Source organism: Mycolicibacterium bacteremicum, assembly GCF_002086115.1.
In the GTDB taxonomy this organism is placed as follows: Bacteria; Actinomycetota; Actinomycetes; order Mycobacteriales; family Mycobacteriaceae; genus Mycobacterium; species Mycobacterium bacteremicum.
Genome location: NZ_MVHJ01000006.1, coordinates 142,955 through 163,832, shown reverse-complemented (window position 1 = coordinate 163,832; position 20,878 = coordinate 142,955). Strand labels below are relative to the sequence as shown.

General features: G+C 69.7%; 23 protein-coding genes. 9 read left to right on the top strand and 14 right to left on the bottom strand.

Going from position 1 to position 20,878, the window contains the following annotated elements; translation table 11 throughout:
* Window positions 1-6: 6 nt before the first annotated feature.
* From BST17_RS09420 to BST17_RS09410, 3 genes are all read left to right on the top strand, one after another.
* Window positions 7-516, top strand: coding sequence for a DUF6912 family protein (locus BST17_RS09420; RefSeq protein WP_083057365.1), 510 nt, complete (start codon window positions 7-9; stop codon window positions 514-516).
* A 79-nt stretch (window positions 517-595) separates the two neighbouring features.
* Window positions 596-1,741 carry a ferredoxin reductase gene (locus tag BST17_RS09415; RefSeq protein WP_083057364.1) on the top strand — a complete coding sequence of 382 codons (1,146 nt, stop codon included), beginning with the start codon at window positions 596-598 and terminating at the stop codon, window positions 1,739-1,741.
* A 72-nt stretch (window positions 1,742-1,813) separates the two neighbouring features.
* Complete coding sequence (locus tag BST17_RS09410; RefSeq protein ID WP_083057362.1) at window positions 1,814-3,067, top strand: fatty acid desaturase family protein; 1,254 nt, start codon at window positions 1,814-1,816, stop codon at window positions 3,065-3,067.
* Between the two features lie 86 nt (window positions 3,068-3,153).
* Here BST17_RS09410 and rsgA read toward each other — a convergent pair whose 3' ends face one another.
* Both rsgA and aroA read right to left on the bottom strand, forming a co-directional pair.
* Window positions 3,154-4,140, bottom strand: coding sequence for a ribosome small subunit-dependent GTPase A (gene rsgA, locus BST17_RS09405; RefSeq protein ID WP_083057361.1), 987 nt, complete (start codon window positions 4,138-4,140; stop codon window positions 3,154-3,156).
* Entirely contained in the window at window positions 4,137-5,441 is a 1,305-nt protein-coding gene (gene aroA, locus BST17_RS09400; RefSeq protein ID WP_109750072.1) for a 3-phosphoshikimate 1-carboxyvinyltransferase, read from the bottom strand. The genes rsgA and aroA overlap by 4 nt, the downstream gene beginning before the upstream one ends.
* 10 nt (window positions 5,442-5,451) lie before the next feature.
* Between aroA and BST17_RS09395 the strand changes: the two genes are divergently transcribed.
* Both BST17_RS09395 and BST17_RS09390 read left to right on the top strand, forming a co-directional pair.
* On the top strand, window positions 5,452-6,234 hold the full coding sequence (locus BST17_RS09395) for an SOS response-associated peptidase (protein WP_083057357.1): 783 nt from the start codon (window positions 5,452-5,454) through the stop codon (window positions 6,232-6,234).
* Window positions 6,231-7,706, top strand: a complete 1,476-nt coding sequence (locus tag BST17_RS09390; protein WP_083057356.1) for a DUF7782 domain-containing protein — start codon at window positions 6,231-6,233, stop codon at window positions 7,704-7,706. The genes BST17_RS09395 and BST17_RS09390 overlap by 4 nt, the downstream gene beginning before the upstream one ends.
* Here the strand turns inward: BST17_RS09390 and BST17_RS09385 are convergent.
* From BST17_RS09385 to BST17_RS09375, 3 genes are read right to left on the bottom strand one after another with little or no spacing between them, the layout of a single operon-like run.
* Window positions 7,694-8,467 (bottom strand): methyltransferase domain-containing protein, encoded by a 774-nt coding sequence (locus tag BST17_RS09385; protein ID WP_083057354.1) that lies wholly within the window; start codon window positions 8,465-8,467, stop codon window positions 7,694-7,696. The genes BST17_RS09390 and BST17_RS09385 overlap by 13 nt on opposite strands.
* 55 nt (window positions 8,468-8,522) lie before the next feature.
* Window positions 8,523-8,834 carry a GNAT family N-acetyltransferase gene (locus BST17_RS09380; protein WP_083057353.1) on the bottom strand — a complete coding sequence of 104 codons (312 nt, stop codon included), beginning with the start codon at window positions 8,832-8,834 and terminating at the stop codon, window positions 8,523-8,525.
* A 33-nt stretch (window positions 8,835-8,867) separates the two neighbouring features.
* Window positions 8,868-9,359 carry an aminoacyl-tRNA deacylase gene (locus tag BST17_RS09375; RefSeq protein WP_083057351.1) on the bottom strand — a complete coding sequence of 164 codons (492 nt, stop codon included), beginning with the start codon at window positions 9,357-9,359 and terminating at the stop codon, window positions 8,868-8,870.
* A 211-nt stretch (window positions 9,360-9,570) separates the two neighbouring features.
* On the opposite strand from BST17_RS09375, the gene BST17_RS09370 reads away from it, so the two are divergent.
* Window positions 9,571-10,209, top strand: coding sequence for a sigma-70 family RNA polymerase sigma factor (locus BST17_RS09370; RefSeq protein WP_207573601.1), 639 nt, complete (start codon window positions 9,571-9,573; stop codon window positions 10,207-10,209).
* Window positions 10,206-10,523 carry a mycothiol system anti-sigma-R factor gene (rsrA, locus tag BST17_RS09365; RefSeq protein WP_083057348.1) on the top strand — a complete coding sequence of 106 codons (318 nt, stop codon included), beginning with the start codon at window positions 10,206-10,208 and terminating at the stop codon, window positions 10,521-10,523. Before BST17_RS09370 ends, rsrA begins: the two co-directional genes overlap by 4 nt.
* A 77-nt stretch (window positions 10,524-10,600) precedes the next feature.
* Here the strand turns inward: rsrA and BST17_RS29965 are convergent, their stop codons facing one another.
* On the bottom strand, window positions 10,601-10,675 hold the full coding sequence (locus tag BST17_RS29965; RefSeq protein ID WP_085976028.1) for a 50S ribosomal protein bL37: 75 nt from the start codon (window positions 10,673-10,675) through the stop codon (window positions 10,601-10,603).
* Window positions 10,676-10,834: 159 nt separating this feature from the next.
* On the opposite strand from BST17_RS29965, the gene BST17_RS09360 reads away from it, so the two are divergent.
* Window positions 10,835-11,050 (top strand): biotin/lipoyl-binding carrier protein, encoded by a 216-nt coding sequence (locus BST17_RS09360; protein ID WP_083057543.1) that lies wholly within the window; start codon window positions 10,835-10,837, stop codon window positions 11,048-11,050.
* Window positions 11,051-11,070: 20 nt separating this feature from the next.
* Window positions 11,071-12,570 (top strand): two-component system sensor histidine kinase PdtaS, encoded by a 1,500-nt coding sequence (locus BST17_RS09355; RefSeq protein ID WP_083057346.1) that lies wholly within the window; start codon window positions 11,071-11,073, stop codon window positions 12,568-12,570.
* Window positions 12,571-12,674: 104 nt separating this feature from the next.
* Here the strand turns inward: BST17_RS09355 and whiB1 are convergent, their stop codons facing one another.
* From whiB1 to BST17_RS09315, 8 genes are all read right to left on the bottom strand, one after another.
* The gene (whiB1, locus tag BST17_RS09350; protein WP_019514677.1) at window positions 12,675-12,929 is read right to left on the bottom strand and encodes a transcriptional regulator WhiB1; all 255 of its coding nucleotides are present in this window, start codon (window positions 12,927-12,929) and stop codon (window positions 12,675-12,677) included.
* 280 nt (window positions 12,930-13,209) lie between these two features.
* Window positions 13,210-14,145: a diacylglycerol/lipid kinase family protein gene (locus BST17_RS09345; RefSeq protein ID WP_083057344.1), complete on the bottom strand. Its 936-nt coding sequence runs from the start codon at window positions 14,143-14,145 to the stop codon at window positions 13,210-13,212.
* A 142-nt stretch (window positions 14,146-14,287) separates the two neighbouring features.
* Entirely contained in the window at window positions 14,288-14,791 is a 504-nt protein-coding gene (locus tag BST17_RS09340; protein WP_083057342.1) for a M15 family metallopeptidase, read from the bottom strand.
* 9 nt (window positions 14,792-14,800) lie between these two features.
* Window positions 14,801-15,184, bottom strand: coding sequence for a YchJ family protein (locus BST17_RS09335; RefSeq protein ID WP_083057340.1), 384 nt, complete (start codon window positions 15,182-15,184; stop codon window positions 14,801-14,803).
* The gene (locus BST17_RS09330; RefSeq protein WP_083057339.1) at window positions 15,174-16,085 is read right to left on the bottom strand and encodes a LysR family transcriptional regulator; all 912 of its coding nucleotides are present in this window, start codon (window positions 16,083-16,085) and stop codon (window positions 15,174-15,176) included. Before BST17_RS09330 ends, BST17_RS09335 begins: the two co-directional genes overlap by 11 nt.
* Window positions 16,086-16,121: 36 nt before the next feature.
* Window positions 16,122-18,446: a CaiB/BaiF CoA-transferase family protein gene (locus tag BST17_RS09325; protein WP_109750071.1), complete on the bottom strand. Its 2,325-nt coding sequence runs from the start codon at window positions 18,444-18,446 to the stop codon at window positions 16,122-16,124.
* Between the two features lie 44 nt (window positions 18,447-18,490).
* Entirely contained in the window at window positions 18,491-19,678 is a 1,188-nt protein-coding gene (locus BST17_RS09320) for an acyl-CoA dehydrogenase family protein (RefSeq protein ID WP_083057336.1), read from the bottom strand.
* 1 nt (window position 19,679) lies between these two features.
* Window positions 19,680-20,771: an acyl-CoA dehydrogenase family protein gene (locus BST17_RS09315; protein WP_083057334.1), complete on the bottom strand. Its 1,092-nt coding sequence runs from the start codon at window positions 20,769-20,771 to the stop codon at window positions 19,680-19,682.
* Window positions 20,772-20,878: the final 107 nt, after the last annotated feature.

Below are 20,878 nucleotides of genomic sequence, written 5' to 3'. Positions count from 1 at the left end.
GCCACGGTGCGTGTCTACATTCCGGCGACCCTGGCGATGTTGCAGCAGTTCGTCGCCGACCGGCTGATCCATGCCCGCAGCGGGACGGCCTTCGCGGTCACCCCGGCGCTGCGCGAGGCCTACTCCGAGGGTGACGAGGACGAGCTGTCCGAGGTCGCGCTGCGCGACGCCGCACTGGCCTCGTTGCGGTTGCTGTCGGGCGAACAGGCGACGCCGGACGTGGACGCGTTGCCGCCGCGGCGGGCCGTGCTGGTCGCCGAGGTCGACGGTGCGACGGTGCGGCCCGACCTCGACGACGCGGTGGTCCGGTTGGCCGGACCCGTCGCGATCGACGACGTCATCGCAGCGTATGTGGACAATGCCGATGCCGAGCCCGCCGTGCTCACCGCCGTCGAGGTGATCGACGAGGCCGATCTGGGCGATGAGGATGCCGAGCTCGCGGTGGGCGACGCGCAGGATCACGACCTGGCGTGGTACGCGCCCTCGGAGTTGCCGTTCCTACTGGAACTGTTGTGACGCAGATCGCGTCGAGCGGGCCGGCCGATCACACGGGAAGGCTGTGTACGGACCCGTAACTTACGGTACCGTAGGTTGCGTGGCCAAGAATGAAATCAAGGTCTCGGCCAAAGTGGCCGACACCGTGCGCCCGACCATCGCGGGGGCCGACCGTCACCGCGGGTGGCATGCGCTGCGAACCGTCGTCGGCCGCATCACCACCCCCTTGCTGCCGGATGACTATCTGAAGCTGGCCAACCCGCTGTGGTCGGCCCGCGAACTGCGCGGCCGCGTGGTGGAGGTGCGACGCGAGACCGTCGACTCCGCAACGTTGGTGATCAAGCCCGGCTGGGGTTTCTCCTTCGACTACGAGCCGGGCCAGTACATCGGCATCGGCCTGCTGGTGGACGGCCGCTGGCGGTGGCGTTCGTACTCGTTGACCTCCGCGCCGGTGCGTGGTGGCCGCGACAGTCGACTCATCACCATCACGGTCAAGGCGATGCCGGAGGGTTTCCTGTCGACCCATCTGGTCGGCGGTGTGGCCCCGGGCACGATCGTGCGGTTGGCCGCGCCGCAGGGCAATTTCGTGATGCCGGACCCGGCGCCGGCCAAGGTGCTGTTCCTGACCGCGGGATCGGGGATCACCCCGGTGATGTCGATGCTGCGCACGCTGGTGCGCCACGATCAGATCACCGACATCGTGCACGTGCACTCCGCGCCGACCGAGGCCGACGTCATGTTCGCCGGTGAGCTCAAGGCACTGCACGACGCGCATCCGGGCTACCGGATGGAGTTGCGCACCACGCGCACCCAGGGCCGGCTGGATCTGCACCGCCTCGCCGAGGTGGTGCCGGACTGGCAGGACCGCCAGGCCTGGGCGTGTGGTCCGGAGGCCATGTTGGGCGATGCCGAACGGCTGTGGACCGAGGCCGGGATCAGCGGGCAGCTGCACCTGGAGCGGTTCGCCGTCACCCGGGCGGCGCCGCACGGCACCGGTGGCACCGTCACCTTCGAGCGCAGCGGCAAGAGTGTGACCGCCGATGCCGCAACATCGTTGATGGAGGCCGGCGAGGGCGCGGGTATCCAGATGCCGTTCGGTTGCCGGATGGGCATCTGCCAGTCCTGTGTCGTCGGCCTGGTCCAGGGTCATGTGCGTGACCTGCGCACCGGCGTGGAGCACGAGCCGGGGTCCCGGGTGCAGACCTGCGTCTCCGCGGCGTCGGGCGACTGCACGCTGGACGCATAGCTTTTACTGACTAGTAACCTACGGTTGCGTAGGTTACGCTAGCGTAGTAACCGGAAGGAGGGCCGAACGACCATGGCAGTAACCGACGTACCGGAATTTGCGCATCTCAGCGAGGCGGACATCGAAGCGCTGGGTGCAGAACTGGACGCGATCCGTCAGGACATCGAAGATTCGCGCGGCGCCGATGACGCGCGCTATATCCGCAGGACCATTGCCTTCCAGCGGGTACTCGAACTCACCGGCCGGGCACTGCTCGCCGGTAGCTCCAAGCGCGCCTACTGGTGGGCCGGAGCCTCCACGCTGGGCGTGGCCAAGATCATCGAGAACATGGAGATCGGCCACAACGTCATGCACGGCCAGTGGGACTGGATGAACGATCCCGAGATCCACTCCTCGACGTGGGAGTGGGACATGGGCGGCGCGTCCAAGCACTGGCGGTTCACCCACAACTTCATGCATCACAAGTACACCAACATCCTGGGCATGGACGACGATGTGGGCTACGGCCTGATCCGCGTCACCCGTGATGCGAAGTGGAAGCCGATGAACGTGTTCAACCTCCTGTTCAACACGGCCCTGATGTCGCTGTTCGAATGGGGCGTCGGCTTGCAGCACCTGGAGATCGGCAAGATCTTCAAGGGTCGCGACGACCGCAAGGCCACCGTCGTCCGGATGAAGGAATTCGGCGTGAAGGCCGGGCATCAGATCGCCAAGGACTACGTCCTGTGGCCCGCGCTGACCTCGCTGTCGCCGAAGGCGACCTACCGGTCGACGATGCGGGCCAACTTCATGGCCAACATCATCCGCAACGTCTGGGCCAATGCCGTGATCTTCTGCGGCCACTTCCCCGACGGTGCGGAGAAGTTCACCAAGACCGACATGGTCGGTGAGACCCGCGGTCAGTGGTACCTGCGCCAGATGCTGGGCAGTGCGAACTTCGAGAACGGGCCGGTGCTGCGGTTCATGAGCGGCAACCTGTGCCACCAGATCGAACATCACCTGTTCCCCGATCTGCCCAGCAACCGCTACTACGACATCTCGATCAAGGTGCGGGCGCTGTGCGAGAAGTACGACCTGCCCTACACCACCGGGCCGTTCCTGGTGCAGTACGGCAAGGCCTGGCGCACCATCGCCAAGCTGTCGCTGCCGGACAAGTACCTCACCGACACCCGGGACAACGCGCCGGAGACCCGCAGCGAGCGGATGTTCGACGAGCTCGAAGGGTTCGGTGTCACCGATCCCGCCACCGGCAAGCGCCGCGGCCTGAAGTCCGCGATCGCCACGGTGCGCGGTGGTGGTTGGCGCAAGCAGAAGGCCGCCGCCTAAAAAGCTCCACCCCCTTCACCGCGAGCGTGCGTGTCTGCACCCAGACACGCCGCTCGCGGTTCTGCTTTTACGCACGCTCGCCGGGGTCAGTAGCCCGCTTCGCCGAGAGTGACCAGCAGGCGACGGGCCGCGGCGACCCGCGCGGCGGCCGGACCGGTCAGCGCGTCCAGGGCGCACTCGGGATCGGCCGGGGGCCCCAGATGCCCACAGCCGCGCGGACATTCGTCGACGGCGGCGGCCAGATCCGAGAAGGCCTGTACGACGTCGTCGGGTTGCACATGGGCCAATCCGAAGGAGCGCACGCCGGGGGTGTCGATCACCCAGCCCGACCCGTGCAGGGGCAGCGCCACCGACTGGGTCGACGTGTGCCTGCCCTTGCCCACCCCGGTGACCGAACCGGTGGCCCGATCCGCATCGGGCACCAGCCGATTCACCAGCGTCGACTTGCCCACCCCGGAATGCCCGAGCAACACCGTGACCTTGCCGGCCAGTGTGTCGGCCACCTCGTCGAGGGCGTCGTCGCGGCCGGCGGTCAGCACAGTGAGGTCCAGCTCGGCGAACTGCGCGGCGAACGGGGCGGCATCGGCCAGGTCGGACTTGGTCAGGCAGAGGATCGGCGACAGCCCGCCGGTGTAGGCCGCGATCAGGGCACGCTCGACGAACCCGGTGCGTGGCGGCGGGTCGGCCAGCGCCACCACGATCAGCAGCTGATCGGCATTGGCCACCACCACCCGCTCGGTGGGATCGGTGTCATCGGCGGTGCGCCGCAACACCGTTCGCCGGTCGGCGCGTCGCACGATGCGCGCCAGCGTGTCGGGCCGCCCGGACACGTCGCCGACGATGCCGACCTCGTCACCGACGACAATCGGAGTCCGGCCGAGCTCGCGCGCCCGCATCGCGGTGACGTTACGGTCCGGGTCGCCGCCCACTGCGCACCCCCAGCGGCCGCGGTCGACGGTGACGACCATCGCGTCCTCGGCATCGGCGTGCTCGGGGCGGGTCTTGGTGCGCGGTCGCGAACCCTTGCCCGGGCGGACCCGGACATCGGATTCGTCGTACTCGCGAGATTTCAACTGCGACCCAGCATCTCGGCCCACATACCCGGGAAGTCGGGCAGGGTCTTGGCCGTCGTGGCGATGTCCTCGACCTCCACGCCGGGCACCCGCAACCCGATGATGGCCCCCGCCGTCGCCATCCGGTGGTCGGCGTAGGACTGCCACACCCCGCCGTGCAACGGCGTCGCGGTGATCCCCAGGCCGTCGTCGGTCTCCGCGCAGTCACCGCCCAGGTTGGTGATCTCGGTGCGCAGGGCGGCCAATCGGTCGGTCTCGTGCCCGCGCAGATGCGCGATCCCGCGCAGCGTGGACACCGAACCGGGCGCGGCCAGCGTCGCCAGTGCGGCCACCGCCGGGGCCAGTTCGCCGATATCGTGCAGGTCGATGTCGATACCGCCGAAGCGCTCCGCGCCGCGCACCTCCAGGTATGAATCATGATGCACGGCAGTGACATTCAGCCGGGCCAGCAGATCCAGGATGTCACCGGCGGGCTGGATGCTGGCCGCCGGCCACCGGCTGATGCGCACCGTGCCGGCGGTCACCGCCGCCGCGGCCAGGAACGGCACCGAGTTCGACAGGTCGGGCTCGATGACCCAATCCCTGGCCGCGACGGTGCCGGGTTCCACCCGCCACCGGTTCGGCTCACTGTCGTCGACGCGCACACCGGCGCTGCGCAACATCGACACCGTCATCGAGATGTGCGGTGCCGAGGGCACCGAATCGCCGGTGTGCACCACGGTGAGCCCGTCGGCGAAGCCGGCGCCGGACAGCAGCAGGCCGGAGACGAACTGTGAGGACGCCGACGCGTCGATGCGCACCTGGCCACCGGTGACGCCGCCGCGGCCGTGCACGCGGAACGGTAGCCCGTCGCCGTCGATGTCGACGCCGAGACCGCGCAGCGCGTCCAGCAGTGGTGCGATCGGGCGGGCCCGGGCCTGCTCGTCGCCGTCGAAGATGACCGTCGCGGTGCCCTGGGCGGCCACCGCGGGCAGGAACCGCAGCACCGTGCCCGCCAGCCCGCAGTCGATGCGGGTATCCGCGGCCGGGGTGACGGGGCCCTCGACGGTCAGATCGGTACCCGCGCCGGTGACGCGCACGCCAAGCGCGCGGATCGCGTCGATCATCAGGTCGGTGTCGCGGCTGCGCAGGGCGCCGGCGATCCTCGACGGCGCGGGCTGTGCCGCGTCGTCCCGGCGTGCGCCCGCCAGCGCGGCTAGCACCAGTGCGCGGTTGGTCAGCGATTTCGACCCGGGTACCTCGACGGTGGCGGTCACGGGCGTGGTCGTCGTGGGTGCCGGCCAGTTGCTCACGGCCTCTATCCTGCCTGGTATGTGTGGGCGATTTGCGGTGACCACCGACCCGGCGCTGCTGGCCGAGAAGATCAAGGCACTCGACGAGACGAACTCGGCCGCCGACCAGGGCGGTCCCAACTACAACGTGGCACCCACCACGACCATCACCACCGTGGTCAAACGCCACGATCACGTGCCGTCGACCCAGGACGAGCCCGACGACGAGTCGACCCGGCGGATCCGCTCGATGCGCTGGGGACTGATCCCGCCGTGGGCCAAGACCGCCGAGGACGGCGGCCCCGACCTGAAGAAGGGCCCGCTGCTGATCAACGCGCGCGCCGAGACGGTGACCACCTCGCCGGCCTTCCGCGGCTCGGCCAAGACCAAGCGCTGCCTGGTCCCGATGGACGGCTGGTACGAGTGGAAGCCGGGCACCGCCGAGGGCGCCAAGAAGGCCGCCAAGACACCGTTCTACATGTACGCCGGTGACGGGGAGCCGCTGTTCATGGCGGGCCTGTGGTCGACCTGGCGACCGAAGGACGGCCCGAAGGACGCGCCGCCGTTGGTCAGCTGCACGATCATCACGACCGACTCGGCGGCGCAGCTGGCCGACATCCACGACCGGATGCCGCTGACCATCAGCGCGGCCGACTGGGACCGCTGGCTGGACCCGGACGCGCCGATCGACGAGGGGCTGCTGCGCGGGCACGGCGACCTGGACCGCATCGAGATCCGGGAGGTGTCCCGGCTGGTCAACAGCGTGCGCAACAACGGGCCCGAGCTCATCGAGCCCGCCCGGCACGACGAGGGCCTGTTTTGACGATCGGGCCGCACGCCCTGGACGCTCTCGGCGCCGACCTGCGCGCGGCGGGCTACACCGTCGACGGTGTCGCCGAACTGCTCGGGCCCGACGTGTCGGCGGCCATGGGGCGCGGGGTCTGGTGGCCGGCGCTGCGCGCCACCGGCGAGGACCCGCTGTCGATCCTGGTCCGGCTGTTCCTGCTCGGCGCGCCCGAGTCCCGCGAGCGGTTGGGCCGGGCCTTCCCGTCGGTGCCGGTCGACGCGCTGGTCGCCGGCGGTGTGCTCGAACTCGTCGGGCCGGGGCGCTTCGTGGCCGCTCTGGACATCCGCCCGCACAGTGACGGCGAGCGTGACCACCTGGTGGTCTCCGATCAGGACGCCGCCCTGCGCGGTGGCCCGCTGCAGCGCGACCATGTGCTCGGCATCGGTGGGGCGTCGATGTCGCTGGCCCGCGCCGTCATCCGCACCCCGGTGCGCCGCGCGCTGGACCTGGGCACCGGCTGTGGCATCCAGGCGCTGCACCTGAACGCGCATTGCGCGGACATTGTGGCCACCGACACCAACGAGCGGGCGCTGACGCTGGCCGCAGCCACCGCCCGGCTCAGTCGGATGAGCTGGGATCTGCGCCACGGCAGCCTGTTCGAACCGGTGGCCGGCGAACGCTTCGACTTGATCGTATCCAATCCGCCGTTCGTGGTCGGGGCCGGTACCAGCGATTACACCTACCGCGATTCCGGGCTGGCCGGAGACCAGTTGTGCCGCAATCTGATCGAGCAGATCCCGGATCACCTGGAACCCGGCGGCACCGCCCAGATCATGGCCAACTGGATTGTCCGCGAGGGGGATTGGCGGCAACGGGTGGCCGGTTGGCTGGCCGGAACCGGACTGCACGCCTGGGTGGTCCAGCGGGAACTGGCCGACCCGATCAGCTACGTGTCGCTGTGGCTGGCCGATGCCGGGGAGGCGCCGGAGGCTGCCGCCCGCCGCGGCGGTCAGTGGCTGGACTGGTTCGCCGACGAGGGGATCGACGGTGTAGGGATGGGTCTGATCGCGCTGCGCCGCCCGCGCGCGGGCGAGGCACCCGAGCAGATCCTGGAGGAGATCACCGGCGCCGACGAGGCCCTCACCGGTATCGAGGTCGAGGCGTTCTTCGCCCGCCGCGCCTACCTGCGCGACATCACCGACGATGCCTTGCTGGCGGCCCGGTTGTCCACGGCACCGGTTCTGCTGGAACGGCATTCACTGCCCGGTCCGGACGGCTGGCAGCAGATCGGCGCCGCCGTGCGCCGCCCCGGTGGGCCGGGCGCGGTACTCGGCGTCGACGAGGTCTTCACCGCGCTGCTGGCCGGCTGCCGTGGCGAGGTTGCGCTGGGCACGCTGATCGAACTGCTAGCGGCCCACCACGGGGCGGACCCCGATGCCCTGGCGGTGGCCGCGCTGCCTGAGGTCCGGGCGGCGATCGGCCGCGGCATCCTCTATCAGGCCGGCTGACGCACGGCGGCGACCACGGCGTAGGACGCCTGGAAACCGATCGTCCCGTCGACCCTGGCGTAGGAGCCCAGTGCCGCGCGGAAGGCCTCGATCAGCCGGGTCCGGGTCGGTTCGTCGAGGCGGCCCAGGACGTCGACGTGCATGGGTGATTCGTCGGTGATGAAGCGCACCGCCTGTTCGAGGGACTCGAAAGTCCAGGTGTGCGAATCGTTCTCGATGAAGATCTCCCCGAAGTTCTCGGACAGCCGGGTGGTGATGACATCGGCCTCACCCCACTGATCGGGGCTGTGATCGGCGGCCGGGCGCGGGCCGAGGACGTCGATGATCGGGTTGTAGAACGGGTTGTCGGCATCGCGCACCCAGGTGGAGAACCCGAACACTCCGCCCGGCCGCAGCAGCCGGGTCACCTCGGCGACCAGCGAGACCGGCTCGACGAAGATGGTGCCCATGTTCGACACCACGATGTCGAAGGCGGCATCGGGCAGGCCGGTCGCGGCGGCGTCGGCGGCCACCCAGCGCACCGCGTCGCCACCGGGCTTGTCGGCCGCGATGGCCAGCAGTTCCGGGGTCAGATCCACACCGGTCACGGTGGCGCCCGCCGCCGCGGCGGTCAGGGCGGCGCTGCCGGTGCCGCAGGCCAGGTCGACGACATCGGCACCGGGCAGCGGCCGTAGCCGGCCCGCCGTGTCGACGACGCGGGCGGCGATGGGGGAGATTTGTTGCGCGACGGCCTCATACCGTCCGGCAGACCAGAGGGACACACCGCCACCTTAGCTTTCGGCCGGCGCATCCGTGGCGGCACGCCGGCCGGCCGTATCAGCCGAGCAGATCCAGGACGGCGGGGGTCACCTCGTCGACCTCGGCGGCGAAGTCGTCGTGCTTGTCGACGAATTTGGCCACGAACGGGCACACCGGCACGATCCGCAGACCGGCGGCCGCGGTCTCGGTCAGCGCGCCGCGAATCAGCTTGGTGGCCAGGCCCTTACCGCCGAACTGCTCGCCGATCTCGGTGTGGTGGAAGATCCGTTGCCCACCGTGGTCGCGGTATTCGGCGAAGCCGGCGAGCTGCGAGTCCTCGTGGATCTCGAAACGGTTCAGTGCGGGGGCATGGGTGACGGTGTCCGACATGTCTCCATCATGGCCCCGGATCGCGAACCGGTGTCAGGTCGCCAGGATGTCGGCGGTGACCGCACCGGTCAGCCGGACCAGATCGGCCGGGGCAAGGGCCACATCCCAACCGCGCTTGCCCGCGCTGCACAACACCCGCGGGAAGCGCAGCGCCGAGGAGTCGACCACGGTCGGCAATGCCTTGCGCTGGCCCAGCGGTGAGATACCGCCCAGCACGTAACCGGTGGACCGCTCGGCGGCGGCCCGCTCGGCCATCGTCGCCTTCGGCACCCCCAACGCCGCCGCGGCGGCCTTGAGCGAGAGCTTCGATGGCACCGGCAACACCGCGACCGCCAGCCCGCCCGGCACCGCCAGGACCAGGGTCTTGAGGATCTGCCCGGCGGCCAGTCCGTGGGCGTCGGCCAGTGCGGCGACGGCCTCGTCACCGAAGGATTCGGTGCGCGGATCGTGGTGGTAGCGCAGGATCTCGTGGCCCGCGCCGTCGGCGACGAGGACCCCGATGGCCGGGGTTGCTGCGCGTGCCACCGGGTCAGCCTAGCGCCGCGCGCGAGCCGGGAATTTCACGGCCGCGACGCGTCGTTGTTCGAGGCGACGCAGCCCAGCCGGGGTTGTGTCGGTCATTGCCTTTAGGATCGTCAGATAGGAGCTTTTGGTGCCAACGGCCTGCCTTGAACGTCCGGTGCTCACACTGGAGTGGTTCGGTGGCGCCGCAACAGAAGGGACGGTGTCTCCCGCAATGACCGATATCGACGAGATGGCCGCGGCGCCGGCCGAGGAAACCGACGCCGAACTGACCGCGCGCTTCGAACGCGACGCCATTCCGCTGCTGGACCAGCTCTACGGCGGTGCCCTGCGGATGACGCGCAATCCGGCCGATGCCGAGGACCTGTTGCAGGAGACCATGGTGAAGGCCTACGCCGGCTTCCGGTCGTTCCGTGCCGGCACCAACCTCAAGGCCTGGCTGTACCGCATCCTGACCAACACCTACATCAACAGCTACCGCAAGAAGCAGCGGCAGCCGTCGGAGTACCCGACCGACGAGATCACCGACTGGCAGCTGGCCGCCAATGCCGAGCATTCCTCGACCGGCCTGCGGTCGGCCGAGGTGGAGGCGCTGGAATCGCTCCCGGACACCGAGATCAAGGCGGCGCTGCAGGCGCTGCCCGAGGAGTTCCGGATGGCTGTCTACTACGCCGATGTCGAAGGCTTCCCGTACAAGGAGATCGCCGAGATCATGGACACGCCGATCGGCACGGTGATGTCGCGGTTGCACCGCGGCAGGAAACAATTGCGTGAACTGCTGGCCGACGTGGCCCGCGACCGCGGCTTTCTCCGAGGTCAACAGCAGGACGAGCCGGAGGAGGTCTCCTCGTGAGTGACACCCGTGACAGCGCCGCCGACAACAACGATCGCTGGTCCCCGCCGGTCGGGCCCGTCGACCCCGCGCATCCCGAGTGCGCCGCGGTCATCGCCGAGGTGTGGACGCTGCTCGACAGCGAGTGCACGCCGGAGACGCGGGACAAGCTGCAGCAGCATCTCGACGAGTGCCCGACCTGCCTGCAGCATTACGGCATCGAGGAGCGGGTCAAGACGCTGATCGCCACCAAGTGCAGCGGCGAGAAGGCGCCCGAGGGGCTACGCGCCCGGCTGCGTCTGGAGATCAGCCGCACCACCATCGTGCGGGGCTGACGGCCTCGCTGACCGCATAACGTCAACCGCCCGGGCTCTCCGTGAGAGCTCGGGCGGTTTGTTTCGTAGCGCGCGCGTCAGGCGTTGGGACGACGGCCGTGGTTGGCCTTCGAGTGCTTGCGGTCGCGCTTCTTACGGCCACGCTTGGCCATGATTGAACCTCCGGGTCGGACGAATACTGGCTACCAGTGTCTCATGCCCGGGAGAGTGCTTTTGTCCACCTGGTGTGCGATGGGGCCGCTGGGGTTGTGGTTCGATATAGGCCGGTGGGCCGACAGCAGCCAGCCAGAATGCGAACGAGTGGGGTGAAGATGGCCGAGGATGTGCGCGCCGAGATCGTGGCCAGTGTGCTGGAGGTCGTGGTCAAGAAGGGCGACCAGATCGGTGAGGGCGACACCCTCGTGCTGCTGGAGTCCATGAAGATGGAGATCCCGGTGCTGGCCGAGGTGGCCGGCACCGTCACCGAGGTGAGCGTCGCGGTCGGCGATGTGATCCAGGCCGGTGACCTCATCGCCGTGATCGACTAGCCCCGCGGGCTGCGCGGCTCATGTCCACCCTCGGTGATCTGCTTGCCGAGCACACCGTCCTTCCCGGCAACGCCGTCGACCACCTGCACGCCGTGGTGGGGGAGTGGCAGCTGCTGGCCGATCTGTCCTTCGCCGACTACCTGATGTGGGTGCGCCGCGACGACGAGATCCTGGTCTGCGTGGCCCAGGTCCGTCCGAACACCGCGCCGACGGTGCTGCTCACCGACGCGGTGGGCACGTTGTCCAACGCCGCCGAGATGCCGGTCGTGGGCTCCGCGTTCGCCTCCGGGGCGATCGGCCGGGAGAGCGACGCGGGCGGCCCGGAATCCGTCGACGGGTTGTGGCTGAACGTCGAGGCGGTGCCGGTGCGGCACGCCGACAAGGTGGTCGCGGTGCTGACACATCAGACCGCGCTGGCCGACCGGCGCAAGAGCAGCCCGCTGGAGCGGGCGTACATCGACTGCGCGCGTGATCTGCTGCGGATGCTCAGTGAGGGCACCTTCCCCAATGTCGGCGATGCCGCCATGTCCCGGTCCAGCCCCCGCGTCGGTGACGGGTTCATCCGCCTCGACGTGACCGGTCAGGTCACGTTCGCCAGCCCCAACGCGCTGTCGGCGTATCACCGGATGGGGCTGACCGCGGAATTGGAGGGCCAGAACCTCATCGGCATCACCCGCCCGCTGATGTCCGACCCGTTCGAGGCCCAGGAGCTGGCCAACCACCTGCGCATCTCGGTGGCCGGCGGCGCCAGCACCCGGATGGAGCTCGATGCCGGTGGGGCGGCGGTGCTGTTGCGCACCATCCCGCTGCTGCGCAGCGGCGAGCCGGCGGGGGCTGCGGTGCTGATCCGCGATGTCACCGAGATCAAGCGCCGCGACCGCGCCCTGCTGTCCAAGGACGCCACCATCCGTGAGATCCACCACCGGGTGAAGAACAATCTGCAGACCGTCGCCGCCCTGCTGCGCCTGCAGGCCCGCCGCACCAACAATGCCGAGGGCCGTGAGGCGCTCATCGAGTCGGTGCGCCGGGTGTCCTCGATCGCGCTGGTGCACGACGCGCTGTCGATGTCGGTGGACGAGGAGGTGAACCTCGACGAGGTCGTCGACCGGATCGTCCCGATCATGAACGACGTCGCCTCGGTGGACACCCCCATCCGGATCACCCGGGAGGGGGACCTGGGCGTGCTCGACGCCGACCGGGCCACCGCGTTGATCATGGTCATCACCGAGCTGGTGCAGAACGCGCTGGAACACGCCTTCGACGGTGACGTGTCCAAGGGGTCGGTCACCATCCGCGCCGAGCGGTCGGCACGCTGGCTCGATGTCGTGGTGCACGACGACGGCCGCGGACTCCCGGACGGGTTCAGTTTGGAGAAGTCCGACCGGCTGGGTCTGCAGATCGTGCGGACGCTGGTGTCGGCGGAACTCGACGGCTCACTGGGTATGCATGACGTGGCCACCGGCGGTACCGATGTGGTGCTGCGGGTGCCGATCGGACGGCACCGCCGGATGCCGATCTAGACCGGCTGCCGTGATCGAAATGTGATGAGCCGCACATCCTTTGACGCCGAAACGACTGCGGCCCCGACACGATGTGCCGGGGCCGCAGTCGGTATCGGTGTCGATCAGACGCTGCTGCGGGCCTTCGTCCGCGCGTTGCGGCGCTTGAGCGCGCGACGCTCGTCCTCGCTCATGCCGCCCCACACGCCGGCATCCTGGCCGGACTCCAGCGCCCAGCTCAGGCACTCGGTGGTCACCGGGCAACGGTTGCAGACGAGCTTCGCATCAGCGATCTGCGCGAGGGCCGGGCCGCTGTTCCCCACGGGGAAGAACAGTTCCGGATCCTCGTCGCGACAGACCGCCTTGTGACGCCAATCCATAGCTTCCAACTCCTAGTCAGGTCTTTGCCTGTGCGCCACAAAGACGCACTAGCTTTTTCTTCGGCTGTTAACGCGTGCACATGAAATGTTTCTGCACTGTTGCATCCGATGCTTTCACAGGCTGAACAGATGTCAATAGAACTGCGTTAACACGTGGGCAATGTCACTGCGCTACCGGGTTACCGGTCCACTCACCCGTTTGTACTACACTCGAAACCACTTGCGCTCTAATTTTCCCGCGCTCACAGCAAACTAGCAGGTCAGGGCCGTGTTGGCCTCGTCACTGTGTGGGTGCGACCACGCCGATGGCGTCGGGAACGGAGGCAAAGGTCATCGTCTGACGTAAACCGATGTAATCCCCGTCGATCTGGCATGCGACGGGTGTGTCACTGCTCACCCGCAGCCACGGCAGGTCGTCTTCACGGATCAGATGTGCGCCCTTGATATCCGGCGCGGCCGACAACATCCGGCGCACCAGCCCCAGATTGCGCCATACGCTCATGCTGTTGATGGCGAATACCCCGAGGCCGGTGTCGAAGGTGGTGCCCGGATTCGTCCACACCGGACGGGTGTTGGCGTAGGTCCACGGACTGGAGTTCGACACGAACGCGAAATGGACACCGATTTCGGGGTCCCGGCCCGGCAGTTCCAGCGTCAGCAGCGGCTCCCGGCGGGCGCTGGCCAGCATCTCCCGGATGGCCACCCGGATGTAGCGTGAGGCGGTCACCTTGCGGCCCTTGGCGCGCTGCGCCTCCACCGCCGCGACCACGTCACCGTCGACGCCCATCCCCGCGGTGAACACCCCCCACCGCTCGCCGCAGTTCATCAACCCGATGCGCCGCCACGGCCGGCCGCGGCGGTGCTCCCCGAGCAGGTCGACGAGTTGGTTGGTGGCCGCGACCGGGTCCGGGCTGATGCCCAGCGACCGGGCGAACACGTTGGCCGAACCGCCCGGCACCACACCGACGGCCGGGGTGTGCCCGCCCTCGGCCAGCACACCGTTGACCACCTCGTTCACCGTGCCGTCGCCGCCGTGCACGATCAGCACATCGGTGCCGTCCCGCGCGGCCTGGGCTCCGATCTCGATCGCGTGCCCGCGGTGATCGGTGTGTACGACGGTCAGATCGACCCGGCTCTCCAGCGCGTGGGCCAGCAGGTCACGACCGGCCGGGGTCGTCGATGTCGCGTTCGGGTTGACGATCAGCACGGCACGCACGGGGTACCACCCTAGCTGTGAATCGTGGTGCGCCGCACCGAGCTGGGAGCCCGGCGGTCGAACGGTCGGTGATCACCGGCGTGCGTGGCGGTGATCGGTCGGTGAACGGCCCGGCGCTGATGTCGTTGGCGCGCAGTACCGTTCAGCCGGCCGCATTCGGCAGCAGCGGCGGGCAGACACCGTGCGCATCGGTGGCCAGCTCGAAATGCCACGTCTCGTTGGCGTAGATCTGGCACAGCCCGAACCGCGGGCCGTTGGCGATCATCCACTGCGCGGCATCGGGCCCGCCGATGTCGACCGCAGTACCGACGACGTGACGGGATTGCTCGGGCAGCTGGACGAACTGGCGCGCCGCGTCGAAGGTGCCGTAGGTCACTATCGCGTCCTCGAGCAGCTGACGCTGGAACTCCGGGCTGCGCCAGCCGGAGTTGATGGTCACCGTGATGCCCTGGGCGGCGGCCGCGGTGGTGGCCTGCTGCACCGCCGTGCGCAGCGCCGGATCGAGATTGCCGACCGCCGGATCGGCGAGGTCGAAGGCGGTCAACGGCCGGACCGGCTGCTCGGCGGGACCTGCCGGCTCGGCGCCGGCGACCGGCGCCGCGGCGACGAGGGCGGCCAGCACCCCGGCCATCAGCACAACCCGCATCGGCCCAGTCTAGGAGACCTCACCGTCCAGGTAGCGCCAGGCGCCCTCGCGGGTGCGGGTGAATCGACTGCGTTCGTGCAGGATGTGGCGCCGACCGTGCTGCTCGTACTGGGCCCGGAATTCGACGATGCCCTCATCGTCCTCGGCGCCGCCCGCCTCGGTGTCCACGATCTGCAACCGACGCCACGTCACGGTGTCGTCGAGATCCAGCCGGCGCGGCCGGGTATCGGGATGCCAGGTGCGCAGCAGGTGGTCGGCACGTCCCAGCGCGAAGGCGCTGAACCGTGAACGCATCAGGGCCAGTGCGGTCACCGCGGGCGCGGTGCCGTCGTGCACCGGCCCGCAGCACGCGGCGTAGACGGCTCCCGAACCGCACCGGCAGTCATCGGACATGGTCGGCGATCCGCTCCACCAGCGCCTCGATCACATCGGGTTCCTCCGCCCGGTCCGGCACCCAGGCCAGCGCGATTCGTGCTGGCGCCCAGGTGCTTTCGTCGATGGGTATCAATTTGAACTCCGGCGGCGAGAATATCCGGCCGATCGCCGAGGCGGGTGCGTAGGTCACCAGGGCCACCAGGTGGCGGTTGAACACCTGGGTGGCCATCTCCAGCTCACCGCCGAGATCCTTTGTGGCACGGACAATTCGGGTGACCCCGCGGGCGGCCAGGCCACGCGCCAGTCCGGCCAGCACCACCGGGTTGGGCCGGGCGAAGTCGATCACCACGTCGCGGTCGCGCAACGCCTCGATGGTGATGCAGTCCGCAGTGGCCAACGGATCGTCGAAGCGGACCGCGATCGCACCGGGATAGGTCGCCACCACTCGGTGCCGCAACCGCTTGTCCGAGGAGGGCAGGTGGATCAGGCCGATGTCGAGGTGCCCGGAGACCAGTTTGGCGGTCACCTCGGCCGCCGACCCGGGCAGGCTGAACTCGGCGGCGGCGGGCAGCCCGGCGACCGCCGTCTCCAGCCGGGCCAGAAAGTCCGACGGCGCGTACGCGGTGGCACCGATCCGAACGGGCTTGGCCGTCTTGGTGATCCGGGCCGCGGTCGCCTTCAGGTCCTCCACCCGGCGCAGGATGTCGCGGGCCGGGCCCAGCAGTTCGGCGCCCAGCGGTGTCAGCTGCACCCGGTGGTAGTCGCGCTCGAACAGCGGCCCGCCCAGTTCGCGCTCCAGCAGCTTGATCTGCTTGCTCAGCGGGGGCGGCGTGATCATCAACCGGTCGGCGGCGCGTTTGAAGTGCAGCTCCTCGGCGACCGCGACGAAGTACCGGAGTCTGGTGAAGTCGACTTGCATGCGGCACTCCGGGACGGCTGGCGGGGTTGCCCGATCCTAGACGCCCACGCGTCCGCTCTCGGCGGGTTGCACCGACTCCAGTACCCCGCGTGCCAACAGGTCGCTGATCTGCGCGTCGTCGAGCCCCAGCAGCTCGGCCGCCAGCTCCCGGGTCTGCTCGCCGAGCAGCGGTGCCTGCCGCAGCGGCGGGTCGGCGATCCGGTCCGAGTGCACCTGCACGTTCTCCATCACGAACGGTGTCGTCCACAGCGGGTGCAGCTCCTCGCGGAACGCGCGGCGCTGCCGGTAGTAGTCCCAATCGGGCAGCTGCGCGGCGCGCAGCACGGCGCCGGCCGGTACGCCGGCGGCCTGCAGCACGGTCATCGCCTCGGCCGGGGAGCGCTGCGCGGTCCAGTCGGCGACGATCCGGTCGATCCGGCTGCGGGCGGCGCTGCGGCCGGCCCGGGTGGCAAGGGCGGCGTCACCGGCGAGGTCGGGTCGCGCGAGCACCGCGCACAGTGCCTGCCAGTCGGTGTCGTCCCGCACGGTCACGGCCACCCAGGCGTCCGTGCCGGCGGACGGGAACACTCCCCACGCCGCGTCGGGCACCGGTGCCCGGCCCAGGGCGGTCTCGGCGATCTGACCGGCCAGGTGACTCAGCATCACCTCGGACTGCGCGATGCTGGCCGCGCCGCCGGTGCCGGTGCGTTCGCGGCGCAGCAGCAGCGCCAGGGCCGCCAGCGCCCCGACCCTGGCACAGACGTGGTCGGGGTAGACCGTCACCGTGTCACAGTGCAGGTGCCCTTCACCCGGGTACACCCACTGATCGGTGAAGCCCGCCGCCGACCGCACCAGCGGGCCGTAGCCGAGCCGCTCGGCCCACGGTCCGGTCGGACCGAACGCGGAGCTGTCCACCACCACGATGCCGGGGTTGATGGCGTGCAGGGTGCGGTGATCCATGCCCAGGGTCTCGGCGACGCCGGGCTTGAAGTTGGTCAACACCACATCGGCGTCGGCGACCAGCCGGTGCGCCAGCGCGCGGCCGTCGGCGCTGCGCAGGTCGATGCCGATGGAGCGCTTGTTGCGGTGCCCGGCGGCGTAGGTCTGCGATATCGAGGCGAGGTTGCCGCGCAGCCCGTCGGGGAACGCCGAGTTCTCGATCTTGACGACATCGGCGCCGAGGTCACCGAAGATCCGCCCGGTGTCGCTGCCGACCACGATGACGCCGAGGTCGAGCACCCGGATGCCCTCCAGGGGCAGTCCCTCGTCGCGGCGGGCCCGGGCGGCCAGCCGCGGGGCGGCGGTCATCGGTGCCGTTTCCGTCGGCGGTGCGGTCAGGGTGCTGGCCCGGTGCCCGTCGATCTCGACGACGCCCACCGGGACCGGGATGCGCACCCCGGTGGCGGTGTCGACCTCGCGCACGAAACCGCGTTCGCGCACCTGGTCGGTCTGCAGCGCCTCGGCCACCGTCAGCACCGCCGCGGTCGGCACGCCGTGCCTTCTGCCCTGGGCTTCCAGTTCGGCCCTGGTCTTGTCCCGGGCGAAGCGTTCGATGCTCGGCAGCAGCGTCGGCGAACCGAAGCGCTCCCGGAGGCGGTCGAACTTCGGGTCGGCGAACTCGGCGGGCCGGCCCATCCACTCGAACATGCCGCGCCACTGTCGCTTCGACAACAGGCAGATCCGCACGTAGCCGTCCGCGCAGCCGACGATGGGGTAGCGCTGCCGCTCGGCGGCCCAGTTGCGTTCCTGCGCGCTGACGGCCACCCCGGCGGCCGCGGTGCCCGCGGTGCCGAACGGCGGGTCCAGCGTCTGCATCGCCCCGTCGAGCACCGAGAAGTCGATGAGATCGCCACGGCCGGTGCGTAACCGGTCCAGATACACCGCGGTGACCAGGGCGGCGGCCTGGGCGGCGGCCACCTGGTAGGGCAGCTGCCGGCCCGGCGGCACCAGCGGCACCCGGCCCGGGACGCCCGACCGGGACAGCGCGCTGCTCAACGCGTGCAGCACCGGTGTGGTGGCCTGCCAGCCGCGAAAGTCGTTGTCCCGGCCGAAATCACTGATCGACAGGATGACGAGTTCGGGATGCGCACGCTGGATGTCGTGCACGGCCAGCGCCGCCTCGTCGGGGGATCCCGGCGCGGTGTCCTCGATGAGGATGTCATGCCCGGCCAGCAACCCCGCCCACCGGTGGCGGTCGGCCGCGCTGCCCGGGTCGACAGCCGTGCTGGGCAATCCGTGCCGGTTGATGACGACATCCAGGTCGTCGGGCTGCACTGCGCGGGTCGCGGACAGTCCGGTCACCACGGTGATCTGCGCGCCCAGATCGGCCAGCAACCGGCCGACGGCGGTCATCGGCCCGGTGGTCAGGTCCAGGACGCGCATCCCGGACAGCGGCGGATCATGATCTTCGCGGCCGGTCACCGATATCAGCTCTTCCGGATCTGCCGGAACGGGATGTCGCGATCCACCTCGGGTTCCTTCGGCAGCCCGAGCACCCGTTCGCCGATGATGTTGCGCTGGATCTGGTCTGTGCCACCGCCGATCGAGGTGAAGAACGCATTGAGCGTCAGGAAGTTCACGTCATCGGCCTCGGCGTGCTCGGGCCCGGCCAGTAACGCCTGCGCGCCGATGATGTCGGTCTTGAGTCGGGCCTCGGCGTGCAGGATTCCCGACATGGCCAGCTTGCCCAGTGACATCACCGGGCTGGAGGTGCCCTGCTTGGCCTCGGCCTTGGCGCGGGCGTTGTTGAGTCCGTTGAGTTCCCGCAACGCGAGCACATCGGCCAGGGCGGTGCGGACCGCCGCGTCGTCCAGGCGGCCGTGCGCGCGGGCCAGCTCCACCAGGCTGTCGGCGCGGGACCGGTTGCGCCCGGCGCGTCCCGCGGCGCCCATGATGGATCGTTCGTAGGCCAGCGCGGTCTGCAGCACCCGCCACCCGTTGCCGACGCCACCGACGACGTGGGCGTCGGGCACCCGCGCGTCGGTGATGAACACCTCGTTGAAATGCGATTCGCCGGTGATCTGGTGCAGTGGGCGCACCTCGATCCCGGGCTGTCGCATGCCGATGATGAAGAAGGTGATGCCCTGGTGTTTGGGCACATCCCAGTCGGTGCGTGCGATCAGCAGCGCGTGGTCGGACGTCTTGGCCCCCGATGTCCACACCTTCTGGCCGTTGATCACCCACTCGTCACCGTCACGGATCGCCGATGTGCGGATGCCGGCCAGGTCCGATCCGGCGCCGGGCTCGCTGTAGAGCAGGCAGGTTCGCGATCGCTCGGTCAGGAAGTCCCGCAGCAGAGCCGATTTGAGCTGCTCGGTGCCGAAGGTGAGCACGGTGTTGGCCGGGATGCTGTATTTGTCCTGCCGCGCACCCGGGGCGCGGACGGCGCGGAACTCGGAATCGATCACGTTGGCCAGCTTGTTGGGGTATTCGCGGCCGAACCACTGGCGGGGATAGGTGGGGACCGCGTAGCCGGCGTCGAGCACCCTCTCCAACCAGGCGATGCGTTCGGGCGAACTCGCCCACGGGTCATCGGATTTCGGCAACCCGGTCCAGTGGGCGGCCAGCCAGTCACGGACCTCGGTGCGCAGTTCGTCGGCGGTGGGCAGGGTCACCTCAGGCTCCCTTCGACAGCAGGTAGCGCTCGCGGTGGGATCCGGAGTCGCCGAACAGGTGCAGCCCGGTGCGGGCCCGGCGCAGGTACAGGTGCGCCGGGTGCTCCCAGGTGAAGCCGATTCCGCCGTGCATCTGGATGGCCTGCATGGCGGTGTCGACATAGGCTTCGGCGCAGGCGAATCCGGCCAGTGCGGTGGCGCCGGCACGGTCTTGGTCGTCGTCGAAGCGATCCGCGGCGTGCCGGGCCGCCGAGGTCGCGGATTCCACCTGCAGCAGCAGGTCGGCAGCCATGTGCTTGAGGGCCTGGAAGCTGCCGATCGGGCGGCCGAACTGGATGCGGGTCTTCAGGTAGTCGACGGTGATGTCGAAGATGCGCCGCGCGCCGCCGGCCTGTTCACCGGCCAGCGCGATCACGCCCAGATCGAGCGCCTGCTGGACGGCGTCCCAGCCGGCGGTGCCGATGCGCCGTGCGGGGGTGCCGGTGAAGGTGTAGGTGGACAGCGGGGTGGTCGGGTCGAACACCGTTGCCGGCGTACGGGTGAAGCCCGGCGCCTCGGGGGCGACCTGGAACACCGCCGGTCCGTCGCCGGTGTGCGCCGTCACCAGGATGGTGTCGGCGATCTGACCGTGGGTCACGTAATGGGCCGTCCCGGTGAGCTTTCCGTCGTCGTCGGCGCGGACGTCGACACCGTCGGCGGTCCAGCTGCCGCGCGGGCCGGTGAGCGCGACCGTGCCGATCGCGGTGCCGTCGGCCAGCGCGGGCAGCAGTCGCTGCCTGTCGGATTCGGTGCCGGCGGCCCGGATCAGGGCCACGGTCAGTACCGCGCTGGACAGAAACGGCGCAGGCAGCAGCGCAGCTCCGGTCTCCTCGGCGACCGCCACCAGTTCGGGCGCGCCCAGACCGACACCGCCGTACTCCGGGTCGACCAGCAGGCCGACGACGCCCTGGGCGGCCAGGCCGGCCCACAGCGTGCGGTCGTAGCCGTCGCCGGAGGCGATGATCCGCCGCACATCGGCCTCGGTGCATCGGTCGTGCAGCAGGTCGCGAACCGCGGATCGCAGTTCGGCCCGCTCGGCGACGCTGATCGTCATGTTCGACCGCCCTTTCGTGGTGCCGGGTCCCATGCAACGCGGCCGCGGCGGCGGTGTACATCACGCATGCCGACACCGATACGTTTCCGATAGGGAAATGCGTCGGC